Origin of the sequence: Parahaemophilus parainfluenzae (assembly GCF_001055095.1) — a bacterium.
GTDB lineage: Bacteria > Pseudomonadota > Gammaproteobacteria > Enterobacterales > Pasteurellaceae > Haemophilus_D > Haemophilus_D parainfluenzae_Z.
The window spans coordinates 17,819-34,227 of the sequence record NZ_JVHG01000018.1 but is presented as its reverse complement, the minus strand read 5'-3'; the positions used below and the strand labels follow the sequence as shown (position 1 = coordinate 34,227).

The 16,409-nt window shown below is 39.7% G+C and carries 15 protein-coding genes; 8 read left to right on the top strand and 7 right to left on the bottom strand.

Going from position 1 to position 16,409, the window contains the following annotated elements; all coding sequences use genetic code 11:
* The first annotated feature begins 79 nt into the window (after window positions 1-79).
* Entirely contained in the window at window positions 80-589 is a 510-nt protein-coding gene (gene hybE, locus ADA56_RS05325; RefSeq protein ID WP_049369726.1) for a hydrogenase-2 assembly chaperone, read from the top strand.
* Between the two features lie 110 nt (window positions 590-699).
* Here hybE and serA read toward each other — a convergent pair whose 3' ends face one another.
* From serA to lon, 4 genes are all read right to left on the bottom strand, one after another.
* Complete coding sequence (gene serA, locus ADA56_RS05320) at window positions 700-1,932, bottom strand: phosphoglycerate dehydrogenase (protein WP_049369724.1); 1,233 nt, start codon at window positions 1,930-1,932, stop codon at window positions 700-702.
* Window positions 1,933-1,951: 19 nt separating this feature from the next.
* Window positions 1,952-2,611, bottom strand: coding sequence for a ribose-5-phosphate isomerase RpiA (gene rpiA / locus ADA56_RS05315; RefSeq protein WP_049369722.1), 660 nt, complete (start codon window positions 2,609-2,611; stop codon window positions 1,952-1,954).
* 109 nt (window positions 2,612-2,720) lie between these two features.
* Window positions 2,721-3,869 carry a radical SAM family heme chaperone HemW gene (gene hemW, locus ADA56_RS05310; protein ID WP_049369720.1) on the bottom strand — a complete coding sequence of 383 codons (1,149 nt, stop codon included), beginning with the start codon at window positions 3,867-3,869 and terminating at the stop codon, window positions 2,721-2,723.
* A gap of 48 nt (window positions 3,870-3,917) precedes the next feature.
* Window positions 3,918-6,335 carry an endopeptidase La gene (gene lon / locus ADA56_RS05305; protein ID WP_049369718.1) on the bottom strand — a complete coding sequence of 806 codons (2,418 nt, stop codon included), beginning with the start codon at window positions 6,333-6,335 and terminating at the stop codon, window positions 3,918-3,920.
* A 235-nt stretch (window positions 6,336-6,570) separates the two neighbouring features.
* Here lon and ADA56_RS05300 point away from each other — a divergent pair, with 235 nt between their 5' ends.
* On the top strand, window positions 6,571-7,449 hold the full coding sequence (locus tag ADA56_RS05300) for a VirK/YbjX family protein (protein ID WP_049369715.1): 879 nt from the start codon (window positions 6,571-6,573) through the stop codon (window positions 7,447-7,449).
* Window positions 7,450-7,620: 171 nt separating this feature from the next.
* On the top strand, window positions 7,621-9,144 hold the full coding sequence (locus tag ADA56_RS05295) for a YfcC family protein (protein ID WP_049369713.1): 1,524 nt from the start codon (window positions 7,621-7,623) through the stop codon (window positions 9,142-9,144).
* 54 nt (window positions 9,145-9,198) lie between these two features.
* Here the strand turns inward: ADA56_RS05295 and ADA56_RS05290 are convergent, their stop codons facing one another.
* From ADA56_RS05290 to ansB, 3 genes are all read right to left on the bottom strand, one after another.
* Entirely contained in the window at window positions 9,199-9,834 is a 636-nt protein-coding gene (locus ADA56_RS05290) for a hypothetical protein (RefSeq protein WP_049369711.1), read from the bottom strand.
* A 125-nt stretch (window positions 9,835-9,959) separates the two neighbouring features.
* The gene (locus ADA56_RS05285; protein ID WP_049365060.1) at window positions 9,960-11,261 is read right to left on the bottom strand and encodes an anaerobic C4-dicarboxylate transporter; all 1,302 of its coding nucleotides are present in this window, start codon (window positions 11,259-11,261) and stop codon (window positions 9,960-9,962) included.
* Window positions 11,262-11,416: 155 nt separating this feature from the next.
* Complete coding sequence (gene ansB, locus ADA56_RS05280; protein ID WP_049369709.1) at window positions 11,417-12,466, bottom strand: L-asparaginase 2; 1,050 nt, start codon at window positions 12,464-12,466, stop codon at window positions 11,417-11,419.
* Window positions 12,467-12,715: 249 nt separating this feature from the next.
* Between ansB and ADA56_RS05275 the strand changes: the two genes are divergently transcribed.
* From ADA56_RS05275 to ADA56_RS05255, 5 genes are read left to right on the top strand one after another with little or no spacing between them, the layout of a single operon-like run.
* Window positions 12,716-13,162, top strand: coding sequence for a rhodanese-like domain-containing protein (locus ADA56_RS05275; protein ID WP_049369706.1), 447 nt, complete (start codon window positions 12,716-12,718; stop codon window positions 13,160-13,162).
* A gap of 9 nt (window positions 13,163-13,171) precedes the next feature.
* Window positions 13,172-13,681, top strand: coding sequence for a protein-export chaperone SecB (secB, locus tag ADA56_RS05270; RefSeq protein WP_005695013.1), 510 nt, complete (start codon window positions 13,172-13,174; stop codon window positions 13,679-13,681).
* 53 nt (window positions 13,682-13,734) lie between these two features.
* Window positions 13,735-14,742 (top strand): NAD(P)H-dependent glycerol-3-phosphate dehydrogenase, encoded by a 1,008-nt coding sequence (gpsA, locus tag ADA56_RS05265; RefSeq protein ID WP_049369704.1) that lies wholly within the window; start codon window positions 13,735-13,737, stop codon window positions 14,740-14,742.
* A 9-nt stretch (window positions 14,743-14,751) separates the two neighbouring features.
* Complete coding sequence (cysE, locus tag ADA56_RS05260; RefSeq protein WP_005695011.1) at window positions 14,752-15,549, top strand: serine O-acetyltransferase; 798 nt, start codon at window positions 14,752-14,754, stop codon at window positions 15,547-15,549.
* A gap of 9 nt (window positions 15,550-15,558) precedes the next feature.
* Window positions 15,559-16,374, top strand: coding sequence for a shikimate 5-dehydrogenase (locus ADA56_RS05255; protein ID WP_049369703.1), 816 nt, complete (start codon window positions 15,559-15,561; stop codon window positions 16,372-16,374).
* Window positions 16,375-16,409 lie beyond the last annotated feature (35 nt).

Sequence of the window (16,409 nt, the reverse complement as noted above, 5' to 3'; positions counted from 1 at the left end):
CCCCTCTTTACAAAAGAGGGGAATTTTCTTTAAGGTTTCTCCAGAATTCTTTAATCTTATTAATATTGAAAAATAAACCATGTATCGACACGAAAAAACACCTGAAAACTCTACCGAACTTTTAACCTCTGTTACTGGCTTTGAAAAAAACCCAACGGAGATTTTCCTTGCCGAAATGCAAAACATTGTACCTGAAATGCAAGATCTCCCTTTTTATCACAAAGGCATCGAGTGTTTCTGCCCTAAATTTGTTTTATTCGAAGATCAATGGATCGGCACAGTATTAACCCCGTGGATGATGAGTGTGGTGATTCTACCTGGTCCTCAACAACAATGGGAACCACGTGAATTAGGCGATAAACTCACTGTGCAACTGCCTTACAAAGCACTCACTTTCACCTTTAGTAGTCTTGAAAATGTACCGCAATATTTAAGTTGCTCCTTACATTCACCACTTGACCCAAATCTGACTAACGAACAGGCGGTTCAACTTACGCAAGATTGTTTGCGTATGGTTTTATCCATCCCAACCGCACAGCCGACATTTAATTCTGATCGCCGTAATCTATTTAAGGCCATGATAAAATAAATGTACGCTACAAATAGTTAATAAAAATGGGCAACGTAAAATAACTTACTTTGCCCATTTTGCTTTCCATCCCACACAAAGCGCGGTCAGTTTTTGCTTAATTTTTCAAATTAATACAACACACGCGCTTTGATTGTGCCTTCAATCTCACGGAGTTTCGCTAATAATGGTGACGCATCATCTGTTTCGATATCAACGACCACATAACCAATTTTCGGATCGGTTTGTAAAAATTGTGCTGCAATATTGAGATTAGCTTCAACGAAAATTTGGTTCAATTTGTTTAATACACCAGGACGGTTTTCGTGAATATGAAGTAAACGTTTTGTACCCACGTGTTCAGGCAAGGATACCTCAGGGAAATTAACAGAAGAAAGAGTTGAACCGTTATCTGAATATTTCACAAATTTACCCGCCACTTCAAAACCAATGTTTTCTTGTGCTTCCGCAGTCGAACCACCAATATGCGGGGTTAAGATCACATTATCAAATTTACGTAGTGGAGAAACAAACTCTTCATTGATTGATGCAGGCTCAACAGGGAATACGTCAACCGCTGCACCACGAACTTTACCTTGTTCAAGCGCAGCTGCTAAAGCATCAATATCCACTACCGTACCACGTGCTGCATTGATCAAAATAGAATCTTGTTTTAATTGCGCAATACGTTCAGCACTCATTAAATTACGAGTTGAAGGTAAATCTGGTACATGAAGCGAAATCACATCGCAAGAACCTAACAACTCTTCAAGTGTGTGTAATTGTTTTGCATTACCCAATGGCAATTTATTTTCAATATCGTAGAAATATACTTCCATCCCTAGAGACTCTGCAATAATACTTAATTGCGAACCGATATGGCCGTAACCCACAATACCGAGTTTTTTGCCACGCACTTCATGAGAACCTACAGCCGATTTATTCCATAAACCACGATGCACATCTGCATTTGCCTGAGGAATATTACGCATTAAGAGCAAAATCTCACCCAACACTAGTTCAGCCACAGAACGGGTATTAGAGAACGGTGCATTAAATACAGGAATCCCACGCATTTTGGCTGCATTAAGATCCACTTGGTTGGTACCGATACAGAAACAGCCAATGGCAATCAACTTCGGTGCAGCTTCAATCATTTCAGCCGTTAATTGGGTACGCGAACGTAAGCCAATAAAATGCGCATCTTTAATGGCTTCTTTTAGCTCATCACCATCTAAGGCTTTTTTGTAAAAGTCGATGTTAGTGTAGCCTGCCGCATGTAAGGTATCTAATGCACTTTGGTGCACGCCTTCTAATAGCACAAATTTAATTTTTGATTTGTCGAGTGAGACTTTGTTTGTCATGTTTGCTTCCTTATTTTTATTAATCAATAACTTTTGCGCCGTCTGGAGTACCAACAATCACAATATCCGCACCACGTAAGGCAAAGATACCATTTGTTACCACACCCGCGACATTATTCAATTCTTTTTCCATTTCCACTGGATTTAAAATAGCGAAGTTATGTACATCTAAAATCACGTTGCCGTTATCAGTCACCACACCTTCACGATATTCTGGGGCACCACCAAAAGAGACTAATTTACGACCAACTTGTGAACGAGCCATTGGAATCACTTCTACTGGCAATGGGAACGTACTGCCTAACACATCCACTTGTTTACTAGCATCCACAATACAAATAAATTTTTTCGCTAAAGCGGCCACAATCTTTTCACGAGTCAGTGCCGCACCGCCGCCTTTGATCATCATTTTTTGCGGATTGATTTCATCTGCGCCATCCACATAAATATCTAAACTGGATACATCGTTAGCACTAAATACTTCAATACCCTGTTTACGCAATAATTCTTCTGAGGCTTTAGATGCGGCCACCGCGCCTTGAATTTGATCTTTTAATTCACCTAAGGCTTCAATAAAACAATTCACTGTTGAACCACTTCCCACGCCAACAATGGTATCGGGCTTAACATATTTTAACGCCGCACGGGCCGCTAATTTTTTCATTTCTAATTGGTCCATTTTTCTCTCCCTTTTAAATCGTGGATAACAACGTAAACGTTTGCCTTACTTTAATACGACACTATTAAATAAACAAGTGTAAAAATTTATTCGTTATGATAAAAAAATTTTATTCATCTAAAAAAATCGCTAACAGCTCGTTCAGAAACAATTTCCCGTGTTCGGTGATCTGCCAAAAATCCGGTCTTTCTACGATATAATTTTGTTGAATGGCAAAATCAATTTGATTTTTGACCGCACTTTGCGAAAGCCCCGTGTAATGTTCAAACTCTTGCTTTGGCACCGCTTCCAGTAAGCGGAAGCGATTCATAAAAAACTCAAAAGCGCGGTCATTTTTTTCCACGTTTTTTTCTTCATAAAGGTATTCACCACGCAGGTACCCTTTTGGATGCTTCGTTTTAGAAAAACGTAAAATATTGCCATCAGGAAAAGTGAGTTTTCCATGGGCACCGCAACCTATCGCCAAATAATCCCCAAATCGCCAATAATTCAAATTATGCTGACACTGAAAGCCCGGTTTCGCATAAGCGGATGTTTCATATTGCTGATAACCGGCTTCGGTTAAAAGTTGGTGACCTTGCTCAAAAATATCCCAAAGCTCATCATCATCCGGCAATTTAGGCGGACGATAAGCAAACATAGTATTAGGTTCAATCGTGAGCTGATACCAAGAAAGATGTGGTGGAGCAAGATCAATGGCCTGCTGCAAATCATCTAAGGCTTCCTCAAGCGTTTGGTTTGGCAAGCCATGCATTAAATCCAAATTGAAACTTTTTAACCCAGAAACTTTCGCCAAACTGACCGCACTTTTAGCTTCCGCCGCATTATGAATACGCCCTAAACGTTGTAATTTATCGTCATTAAAACTTTGGATGCCCATGGAAATACGTGTTACACCGGCATCCACATAACCTTTAAAACGCTCTGCTTCCACGGTGCCTGGATTAGCCTCCATGGTAATTTCAATATTCTCTGAAAAAGGAATACGACGTTGAATTTCTGCCAATAACAACTTGATACTTTCCGCTGAAAATAAACTCGGCGTGCCACCACCAATAAAAATTGAATGAAGTGGACGATTTTGAATACTAGCCTGATATTTCTCTAAATCTGTCTCAAGATCGGCAATCAGATGTTGTACATATTCTTGCTCAGGAATTGTGCCTTTCTGTGCATGCGAATTGAAATCACAATAAGGGCATTTCTGCACACACCAAGGAATATGAACATAAAGGGAAAGAGGAGGAAATTTTTGCATAATTAAAAGTCAAAAGGGCTTGTTTTCACAAGCCCTAAAAATGAGTCATTAATTGACCGCTCTTGCTGTTTTAGTCGCAGCTTTACGGCGAGGTGCTTTCGCTTTCGTTTCCACTTTCACGAATTCAATGCCTTCCGGCGGATTCTCTAACGCTAAGCCTAACACTTCATCAATGGTTTCTACCGCATGAATCGCTAGATTTTCTTTCACGTTATCTGGAATTTCTTCCAAATCTTTCACGTTATCTTTTGGAATTAATACGGTTTTAATGCCACCACGATGTGCCGCAAGTAATTTTTCTTTTAATCCGCCGATTGGTAATACTTTACCGCGTAGGCTGATTTCGCCTGTCATTGCGACATCGGCACGCACTGGGTTACCCGTTAAGCAAGAAACCAATGCGGTACACATTGCGATACCTGCACTTGGACCATCTTTTGGTGTGGCACCATCTGGCACGTGAATATGAATATCACGTTTTTCATGGAACTCAGAATTGATACCCAATTTTTCAGCACGTGCACGGACTACAGTCATCGCCGCTTGGATAGATTCTTTCATCACATCACCTAATGAACCAGTGAAGGTCAATTTTCCTTTACCTACTACTGAAGCGGTTTCAATAGTCAGTAAGTCACCGCCCACCTCTGTCCACGCAAGGCCTGTTACTTCGCCTACACGGTTTTGCGTATCCGCTTTACCGAATTCAAAACGTTTCACACCAAGATAGTCATGCAAGTTATCTGAATTAACGGTAATGGATTTTACTTTTGGATTGACCAATAAATTCTTCACCGCTTTACGACAGATTTTAGAGATTTCACGCTCTAACCCACGCACACCAGCTTCACGGGTGTAATAACGGATAATATCTAAAATAGCGTTTTCTTCGATGGTTAATTCGCCTTTTTTCAATCCATTACGCTCAATTTGTTTTTGCAACAAATGACGCATCGCAATATTCAGTTTCTCATCTTCGGTATAACCAGAAAGACGAATGACTTCCATACGATCTAACAATGGGCCTGGAATATTCATGGAGTTTGAGGTTGCCACAAACATCACATCAGACAAATCGTAATCCACTTCAAGATAATGATCGTTGAAGGTGGTATTTTGTTCTGGATCAAGCACTTCTAACAAGGCTGATGCTGGGTCGCCACGCATATCCGAAGACATTTTATCAATTTCATCAAGCAAGAAGAGTGGGTTTTTCACACCAACTTTTGCCATTTTTTGAATCAATTTACCCGGCAATGCACCAATATAGGTTTTACGGTGACCACGGATTTCTGCTTCATCACGTACCCCACCTAATGCCATACGCACATATTTGCGACCTGTTGCATTGGCAATAGATTGACCCAGTGAGGTTTTACCCACCCCTGGCGGCCCGACTAAGCAAAGGATTGGACCTTTGATTTTGTTTAGACGTGCTTGCACTGCAAGGTATTCTAAAATGCGTTCTTTTACACGTTCTAAACCGTAGTGATCCGCATCTAAAACCTGTTGTGCTTTTGCGATATCTTTCTTCACTTTAGTACGTTTATGCCATGGTACTTGAAGCATCCACTCAACATAGCTACGCACCACCGTTGCTTCAGCTGACATCGCCGACATCATTTTGAGTTTTTGTAACTCACTCTCTACCTTTTCGCGCACATCTGCCGGCATACCTGCCGCTTCAACCTTTTGACGAAGTTGCTCAACTTCATCAATGGTATCTTCGCTTTCGCCTTCGTCCATTTCTTTGCGAATCGCTTTAATTTGTTCGCTAAGATAATAGTTACGCTGGCTTTTCTCCATTTGTTTTTTCACACGGCCACGGATGCGTTTTTCAACTTGAAGAATATCCGCTTCAGACTCCATCATGCCGAGCAAGTATTCTAAACGCTCTTGCACATCTGCCAGTTCTAGCACACTTTGTTTATGACGAACAGTTACTGGAATATGCGCAGCCATGGTATCCGCTAAACGATCGGCATCATCAATGCGTTGTAATGCACCTAAAACGTCTGCAGGAATTTTTTTATTGAGTTGAAGATAGCTTTCAAATTCATTTAAAACAGCTGCCTTCACCACATCTAATTCTTTTTCATCACCAAATGTGGTTTCAATTGGTGTGACTTCCGCAGAAAAATGGTCTTCACCATCGTTTAATTGATTGATTTTCGCGCGTTGTTGCCCTTCCACCAACACTTTCACCGTGCCGTCTGGCAATTTTAATAATTGAATAATATTCGCAATCGTCCCGACATCGAATACATCATCAACGGTAGGTTCTTCTAAATCCGCTTGCTTTTGTGACACCAATAATAATTGTTTGCCCTCATTCATGGCTTCATCAAGGGCGCTAATCGATTTTGCACGCCCAACAAAAAGTGGCATCACCATATAAGGGAAAACGACAACATCCCGTAATGGCAATACAGGAAGTGTACGTTGTTGAGTTCTTTTGGCGTTCATAATTATCTCTCTTACATCAATTCTATAATTTCATTGAATATGGGGATGAGTTGCATAAATTCAAGGTAGGATTTGGCATATTAAGGAGAAATCGAAAAATAGGCAAGTAAAGAACCACCTTTGTTGATGGTTAATTGGAAAAACCATGGAATACAGGTACAATAAGTGCGGTCAAAAATCAGTATGATTTTACCCAATAAAAAACGTTTGAAAAAATAACCGCACTTTATCCACTATGACAGCAAAACAAACTATTACTTTCGCGACCTTTCAAGAATTACTACCCGATTCTTGCAATCACCCATTAAAAAAACAATTAAGGGATAAAGCCCGTTATTACGGACGCAAATTTTTATTTAAAAAACAATGTGATGCATTGGTCAATTTCTTAAATACTCACCAAACCTGGATTCCGCTTTTTCAACAAAATCCATATCGTTTTAATGCATTGCTCGCGACCTATTGTGACAAACGTTTTTCTGTAACCGATCGACTCAATGCCATTACCAATAATCTGTTAATGCTTGAAGAAAAAATGGGCGTAGAATTTTGCAAAAAACTACTCCAAGAAAAATCCCTTTTATTAGCACAATTAACAGAACAGCTTGGTATTTATTTCAATATCAACCAGATCGACCCTTTCGAAGGTTATTTTTCCATTAACTTAAAAGACAATAATGGACGTAGCATCTATGATGCCTCTTTCACCTTCTTAAAGCCAAATAAATTACTTATTGCTTCTATTCAAGGGCCCTCTTATGAAGACGCTCAAGAAGCCGTGAAACAAGCCACAAAAGAATTACATGGTGTTCGTCCAATGTTTATGTTGATGAATGTTTTCCGCTTGTTAGCTGAAAAATGGCAATGTGAGTTAATCGGTATCCCTCACACGTCACAAGGTAAATACCGTTTATCTGCGCGCAGTAAAATTCTATTCAATTACGATGAATTCTGGCAAGAAAACCAAGGGCAATTAAATGGTCAATATTGGCAATTACCGCTTGAAAGTGCTCGCAAACCACTCGAAGAAATCGCCAGCAAAAAACGCTCGATGTACCGAAAACGTTATGAAATGTTGGATGATTTGAGTGAAAAAATTACTCAATTTGCCTAAATAAAATAGACTTAAGCCAGATCTAATTATAATTAAGTCTGGCTTAGGTAAACGATTGCCAACATTGCTATTATTGAATTCTTTCAAAAATCGCCCTTTGCTTTTTTGCTCGTTTTGTGTAGAATACGCGCTCGGCTTATTGATTAATCCGAACACAAGGAGTTCTCCATAATGGAAGCATCAAAGAAAAAGATGAAATTCCCTTCCGCATTTAGCATTCTCTTTATTATTCTTCTTATTGCTATTGGTCTTACTTGGCTTATTCCCTCAGGGTCCTACTCTAAACTTTCCTACGACAGCACCGAAAATCACTTTATTGTCAAAACCCACGGAATTCCCGATCAAAGCTATCCAGCAACAGAACAAACCCTTAATCAACTCAATATCAAAATTCAACTTTCTAATTTCACCAACGGCATTATCAAAAAGCCGATTGCTATCCCCGATACCTATCAACGCATTGAACAACACGAAAAAGGCATTACCGATATGATTCACGCCATGGTGGATGGCACCATTGAAGTCGCGGATATTATGATTTTTATTTTCATACTCGGTGGAATGATTGGTGTGATAAACAAAACTGGAGCATTCAATGCCGGATTAATGTCTCTCACCAAGAAAACAAAAGGAAATGAATTCTCTGTTGTCTTTGCTGTCTGCGTGTTAATGCTATTAGGCGGTACGGCTTGTGGTATTGAAGAAGAAGCGGTAGCCTTCTACCCAATTCTTGTTCCTGTCTTTTTAGCCTTGGGTTATGATTCTATTGTCTGTGTCGGCGCCATATTTCTCGCAGCTTCAATGGGCACAGCCTTCTCTACAATCAATCCATTCTCCGTTGTTATTGCTTCAAACGCTGCAGGGATTCCATTCACTGAAGGGATGGGATTTCGCACACTGGGTCTGATTCTTGGTGGAACCTGTGTAGTAGCATATATGTATTGGTACTGTAAAAAACTGCGTGCCAATCGTGAATTTTCTTATACTTATGACGATCGCCGGGCCTTCTATGATCTCTATATGAAAGATATTGATCCGAATGCAACCGTTGAATTTACCTTTAGAAGAAAACTGATTCTGATTCTATTTAGTGGCGCCTTTCCTCTCATGGTATGGGGGGTGATGTTTGGGGGCTGGTGGTTCCCTCAAATGGCGGCTTCCTTCCTAGCCATTACCATCATTATTATGTTTATCAGTGGATTGCCTGAAAAAGATGTCGTAAATGGCTTTACTCATGGTGCTTCTGAATTAGTCGGCGTCGCATTGATTATCGGACTCGCTCGAGCAGTTAATATCATTCTAGAGCAAGGAATGATTTCTGACACTATTCTCGATTATATGACTCATCTTGTTGGAGGAATGAATGGCGGCGTCTTTATTATTGGTCAGCTCATTGTCTTCATTTTCTTAGGATTGGTTGTACCTTCCTCTTCAGGCCTTGCCGTACTCGCTATGCCAATTATGGCACCGCTGGCTGATACTGTTGGCATTCCAAGAGATATCGTGGTATCGGCTTATAACTGGGGACAATATATTATGTTATTCCTTGCGCCAACAGGATTAGTCCTTGTCACGCTACAAATGCTTGGTATTCCATTCAATAAATGGCTGAAATTTGTCATGCCAATCGTGGGCTGTCAATTTGTTATCTCATCGATACTTCTTCTCGTTCAAGTATTTATGTATTCACACTAAGCAATAAAATAAAAAGCCACGCAATCTAGCGTGGCTTCTTTTTATCATCTTATGTTATTTGACAAACTCATCAAACTCTAATTCATAATCATCACCATCTCTGGTGTATTTGATATAACGTGGAAATTGTTCACCTGAGAATTTCTTCACCATAATATCCTTATTACCTGTTTTAAATGAATAAGTAATTTCAGTGACAGTTTGCTTGTTATATTGGATCTGTTTTTCCACTTTCTTCACATTCACATTTTCCATTGGGTAAAGTTTTTTACCGTTTGTAATTTGGAAACTGGTTGGCAATTTATCGTAATAGCTCAACTGAAATGCCATGGTGAATAAGTCAAAAGTCGGTAATGTTAACGGTTCGGTTTCTAACCCATTTTTCACTTTACCGTATTCAATTGTTGTTGGCGAAATTTTAGAAATAGCATAAGGCTTACCATTACGCACATCTTGATAATTCACCATTTTAAATTGGCTCGCAGTTTGCGAACCACGAGAAGTAAACACAATGTTGTACAACGGAATATTAATTTTTGCATTGACTGAATACTGTGAACCATCAGCTTTAAAATGCACATACGCCGGCATTAAATAATTGGAACTGTATTTAATATTATAATCCACCGCAGACCATGCTGTTGGCACATAAGCAATTAATGCAGCAAAAAGGATTTTAAATAACTTCATTGGTTTTCCTTATATATAAAAATAGGTTGCCCTTTAGAGTATCACAGCGAGAAGAAGTTCCCCATTAAAAAAACCATCTTATCTGCAGACAAGATGGTTTTCATTTATGTTAGCTTAATGGGGGATTATAAAACTGCACCTGCCATTAAGAAACCAAATAATACAGATAAGCTGATTGCAATCACACCCGGCACTAAGAATGGGTGGTTGAATACGTATTTACCGATACGAGTTGAACCAGTATCATCCATTTCTACTGCCGCAATTAAGGTTGGGTAAGTAGGAAGAATGAATAATGCTGATACTGCGGCAAATGCTGCAATCGCTGCTTCCGGAGAAACACCTAATAAAATTGCAGTTGGATATAATGCTTTTGCAGTTGCAGCTTGTGAGTAAAGTAAGGTACTTGCGAAGAACAAGATTACCGCTAAACTCCAAGGGTATTGTTGTAAGAACTCAGCTGATACCGCTTTAATTTGATCGATATGACCTTCAACGAAAGTATTACCTAACCATGCTACACCAAGCACACAAATTACCGCTGACATACCAGATTTAAAGGTTGCTGCATTGGTAATTTTTGCGGTATCCACTTTACATGCCATAGTGATAATGGCTGCAGTTGCAAGCATGAAAGAGATAATGGCGTTATCACGAGAAAGAATTGGGTTTTGAATTAAACCAACTGTTTTACTGATTGCAGTTGCATAAAGCATGACTACTAAAATTGCGATAAGGAAAATTGCTACAGAGCGTTTTGCATAAGGTTTGATCTCAATTTGCATTTCACCACGCATAGTAATTAAACCTTTTGCTAGACGATCTTGGTAAACTTCATCATCTTTCAAATCTTTACCAAGGAAGTTACAAATCACCGCAGTAATCATACATGCTGCGTAAGTAGTTGGGATCCAAATACCTAATAATTGTAAGTAACTTAAACCAAAGTTTTTCTCTAATTCAGCAGAAAGGAATACCACCGCAGCAGAAATTGGAGACGCTGTAATCGCAATTTGTGAAGCGATAACCGCAATAGAAAGTGGACGTGAAGGACGAATACCTTGTTCTTTTGCCACTTCAGCAATCACTGGAAGTGTTGAGAACGCAGTGTGACCAGTACCCGCAAGTACAGTCATAAAATAAGTCACAGTTGGCGCAAGGAAAGTGATGTATTTTGGATTTTTACGTAGGATTTTTTCAGCCATTTTTACTAAGAAATCCATACCACCCGCAACTTGCATTGCCGCAATCGCCATGATTACAGACATGATAACTGAAATTACATCAAACGGAATGGCACCCGGTTTTAAGCCAAGTAGTGAAAGTGCAACAACACCCATACCACCCATGAAACCGATACCAATACCGCCTAATCTAGCCCCTAGGTAAATAAAGAGTAGGACGACTAAAAGTTGAGCCCAAATCATAATATTTTCTCCATATTAATTTTAAAAATAATTCCGGAACATATATTAACAACAAACTAGTGCATTATCTATATTTATTACTTGGATTAGTCTATTTTATCCGAAAGTGCGGTTAAAATTTGATTCAAATTCTGACCGCACTTTCAATGACTTTCCTAGAAATCCTCGAAGTATTGTTGAATCACTTTTGGATCTTTTGTTTGTGTTAAGGCTAATTGTAATAACACACGTGCTTTTTGCGGATTCAATGTACCTGAAGCCACAAAACCATATTTAGAATCATCTACTTCAGCATCACGTGTTGTGTAACCGGTTGGCACACGAGATGAGCGTACCACCACAACACCATCTTTCGCCGCTTTTTCTAAACGTTCTAAATGTGCTGCATTCACGTTACCATTACCCACACCCGCAGAAACAATGCCTTGATAGCCCGCATCCAATAATGAATTTAACGGCTCAATTGGTGCATTAGAATAAGCATAAACAATGCCTACTTTCGGTAAGCTGTCTAATTTATCTACGTTAAATGGTGTGTTTACAGTATGTTTGCTTTCAGGTGAGCGTTCGTAATCCACTTTACTGTTATGGATATAACCCAAGGTACCATAGTTCGGTGAATGGAACGTTTGTACTGCAGTAGTACTCATCTTGGTCACATCACGAGCACCTAATACTTCATCATTCATCGCCACTAATACACCGCGACCAGATGATTTTTTATCCGTTGCCACGACGACGGCGTTATAAAGGTTTAACGGACCATCCGCACTTTTTTCTGTCGCAGGACGCATTGCACCGACTAATACAATTGGTTTTTCACATTTCGCGGTAAGATCTAAGAAATAAGCGGTTTCTTCCATGGTATCGGTACCATGAGTAATCACGAAACCATCGGTATCTTTACACTGTGCATTAATCGCTTTCGCTAATTTTAACCACACATCATCGCTCATATCTTGTGAACCAATTTTTACAATTTGCTCACCTTTTATATTTGCAAGCTGCTTAATTTCGGGCACCGCATCAATTAGTGCATCAACATTGAGTTGCCCTGCTTTATAAGCAGAAGAAACGGCAGTTTCGCCACTTCCGGCAATCGTGCCACCTGTTGCTAAAATTGTAATATTAGGTAATTCCGCAGCTTGTGCGACCGAAAAACCGAATCCGAGCATCATAAGTGCCGTTAATTTTTTTAATTTCATGCGCGTCTCCTTTCACGTTTAATCATCTAAGTTTGGCTATTCTCTACTTAATTAGGCGTAGAATAAACACAAAGATAAGATATTTATGATCCCGATCACATTTTTATCGATCCGATTGTATAAGCTTTCGCCAACGTTGCGTTTCCTTGATAATTTTTTTGAAAGATAACTAAAGTGCGGTTATACTTAAAGCCTTATTTCATCTGAAGATAAACTCTTATTCATAATCAAAATTAAGTTGAGAACAACATGCAAGAATTTATGCCTCAAGCAATTGAATTTGCTCAAAAACACACTTTTTTAACGATCGCATGGTTTGCTGTCCTTTTTATGACACTTTTCACCTTTTTTAAAAGTGCGACACAAAAATATCGCGTGATCACCAACCCTGAAGCGGTTCGCTTAATGAACGACGAAGAAGCCGTGGTGATTGATTTACGTCCTATTGATGAATTCCAACGCGGCCATATCATTGGTAGCATAAACTTGCTTCCAACTGAAATTAAAAATCAAAATGTAGGCAAAATTGAACATCACAAAGAAAAACCGCTTATCATTGTGGATGTTAACGGTGTTTCTTCTGCTACGTCCGCAGAACTTTTAACCAAACAAGGCTTTGAAAAAGTTTATGTGTTAAAAGACGGTTTAGCTGCTTGGGCGGGGGCAAATTTACCATTAGTAAAAAAACATAAGTAAGGATCCTCTATGTCTGAACAAAATCAACAACCTGAAGTAGCAGCTGAAGAGCAACAAGAAGCAGTACTTCAAATTCAACGTATTTATGTAAAAGATGTTTCTTTTGAAGCACCAAATCTTCCTCATATTTTCCACCAAGAATGGAAACCAAAACTCGGCTTCGACTTAAGCACTGAAGCGGTTCAAGTAGGTGAAGATTTATACGAAGTCACGTTAAATATCAACGTAGAAACCACCATGGAAGACTCTGGTGATGTAGCATTTATTTGTGAAGTGAAACAAGCTGGCGTATTTACAATCAGCGGTTTAGAAGATGTTCAAATGGCACACTGCTTAACATCTCAATGCCCAAATATGCTTTTCCCTTATGCTCGTGAATTGATTTCTAACTTAGTAAATCGTGGTACATTCCCGGCATTAAACCTTTCTCCGGTAAACTTCGATGCGCTGTTCATTGATTACATGAACAAGCAGCAAGCAGCAGCGGAAGCAGAAGAAAATCAGGAAACCCAACATTAATTGTGATAAGGGCAGGCGATACCGTCTGCCCTTTTATTTTAAAGGTGATTGAAATGAACGCATCCCAATCTCCAATTACCATTCTTGGTTGCGGTTCTTATGGAACAGCGCTCGCTATCTCATTTTCTCGCAATGGTTCTCCAACCTATCTTTGGGGGCACAATCCCGATCACATTCATCAAATGCAACAAGAACGTCAAAATCGCCGTTTTCTACCTGATATTGAATTTCCAGAAAGTTTGCATTTAGAATTAGATTTGAAAACAGCGCTTGATCAAGCTAAAGACATTTTAATTGTGGTGCCAAGCCATGCTTTTGGTGAAATTCTGTTAAAAATTCGACCGCACTTAAAACCTGATCATCGTTTAATTTGGGCAACCAAAGGATTAGAACGCAACACAGGCCGATTACTACAAGAAGTAGTGGAAGAAACCTTAGGTAAAGGAATTCCGACAGCAGTGCTTTCAGGTCCCACTTTTGCGAAAGAATTGGCTCAAGGTTTGCCTACGGCGATTACCCTTGCCTCTCGTAATGAAAAATTTGCCTTAGAATTTCAAGCTCGGATTCATTGCAGTCAGCATTTTCGGGTGTATGTAAACCAAGATATGATCGGCGTTCAATTAGGTGGCGCCATTAAAAACGTAATTGCGATTGGTGCAGGTATTTCAGATGGTATGGGATTTGGTGCCAATGCCAGAACAGCATTGATTACCCGTGGGATTGCGGAAATTACTCGCTTAGGCGTATCCATGGGGGCTAATACGCAAACCTTTATGGGTATGTCTGGTTTAGGGGATTTAGTGCTCACTTGTACCGATAACCAATCCCGTAATCGTCGGTTTGGTTTAATGCTTGGTAAAGGTACCGATAGCCAACAAGCCATGGATGAAATTGGTCAAGTGGTAGAAGGTTTTTATAACACCAAAGAAACCTATTTATTAGCGCAACGACAAGGCGTCGAAATGCCGATTACAGAACAAATTTACCAAATGCTCTTTTGTGGTAAAAGTGCACAAGAAGTCTCACTGAGCTTATTAGGTCGTGAACGAAAAGGCGAATAAGGAGAAAAAATGACGTTAGAAGTATGGCAACACATTCGCCAAGAGGCAAAAGAATTAGCAGAATGCGAACCAATGCTCGCCAGCTTTTTCCATTCCACCATTTTAAAACATCAAAATCTTGGCAGTGCCTTGAGTTATTTACTAGCGAATAAACTGGCTAACCCGATCATGCCGGCAATTTCGCTGCGTGAAATTATTGAAGAAGCCTATCAGGCCGAGCCAAATATCATTGATTGTGCTGCTTGTGATATTAAAGCCGTGCGCCACCGCGATCCTGCCGTGGAATTATGGTCTACCCCATTGCTTTATTTAAAAGGTTTTCACGCCATTCAAAGCTATCGCATTACCCATTATTTGTGGAACCAAAATCGAAAAGCACTCGCACTTTATTTACAAAATCAAATTTCAGTAGCTTTCGATGTGGATATTCACCCTGCCGCCAAAATTGGGCACGGCATTATGTTTGACCATGCTACCGGTATTGTCGTGGGCGAAACTTCGGTAATTGAAAATGATGTGTCTATCTTGCAAGGCGTCACCCTGGGTGGTACAGGTAAAGAATCCGGCGATCGCCATCCAAAAGTACGAGAAGGTGTGATGATTGGGGCGGGCGCAAAAATTCTCGGCAATATCGAAGTAGGCAAATATGCCAAAATCGGCGCCAATTCTGTTGTACTCCAACCTGTGCCTGAATATGCCACAGCAGCAGGTGTGCCTGCTCGTATTGTCGGCAAAGACAAAGCGGCAAAACCAGCTTTTGAAATGAATCAATATTTTATTGATGATGATATAAATTTGAATATTTAAGACCAAAATATGATTAACAAAGACACCCAACTTTGCATGTCCCTTTCTGGCAGACTGGGCAATTTTGGTACAACATTCCACAACTATCTGTATCAAAAACTCGGGCTTAATTTTATCTATAAAGCCTTTACGACTACGGATATTGAAAGTGCAGTCAAAGGCATTCGTGCACTTGGTATTCGAGGTTGTGCCGTTTCGATGCCTTTTAAAGAAAGCTGCATGCCATTTTTAGATGAAATCTCACCTTCTGCGCAAGCCATTCAGTCTGTGAATACCATTGTGAATGATCAAGGTTTTCTTCGTGCTTACAACACCGACTATATTGCCATTGTTAAACTTATCGAAGAATATCAATTAGATAAAAAGAGTCGCGTGATTGTACAAGGCAGTGGTGGTATGGCTAAAGCCGTCGTTGCGGCCTTTAAAAACAGTGGATTTGAGCATCTGAAGATTTTTGCTCGAAATGAAAAAACAGGTAAAAATTTAGCCGCACTTTATGGCTATGAATATATCTCATCTTTAGACAATCAATCGGCAGACATTTTAGTCAACGTTACGCCAATTGGGATGAAAGGTGGAAAAGAAGAATTTGATCTCGCCTTTCCTAAAAATCTTATTCAACAAGCTCAAACCGCTTTTGATGTAGTGGCGATTCCTGCTGAAACACCATTTATCCAATTTGCTCAACAGCAAGGCAAACAAACCATTTCTGGTGCAGAAGTAATTGTGCTACAAGCTGTCGAACAATTTGAGCTCTACACAGGCATTCGACCTGATGAGCAATTCGTTGCTGAAGCCGCCGCTTTTGCTCGAAAAAACAGTTAAAAAATAAACCGCACTTCTAAAAAAGTGCGGTTCTT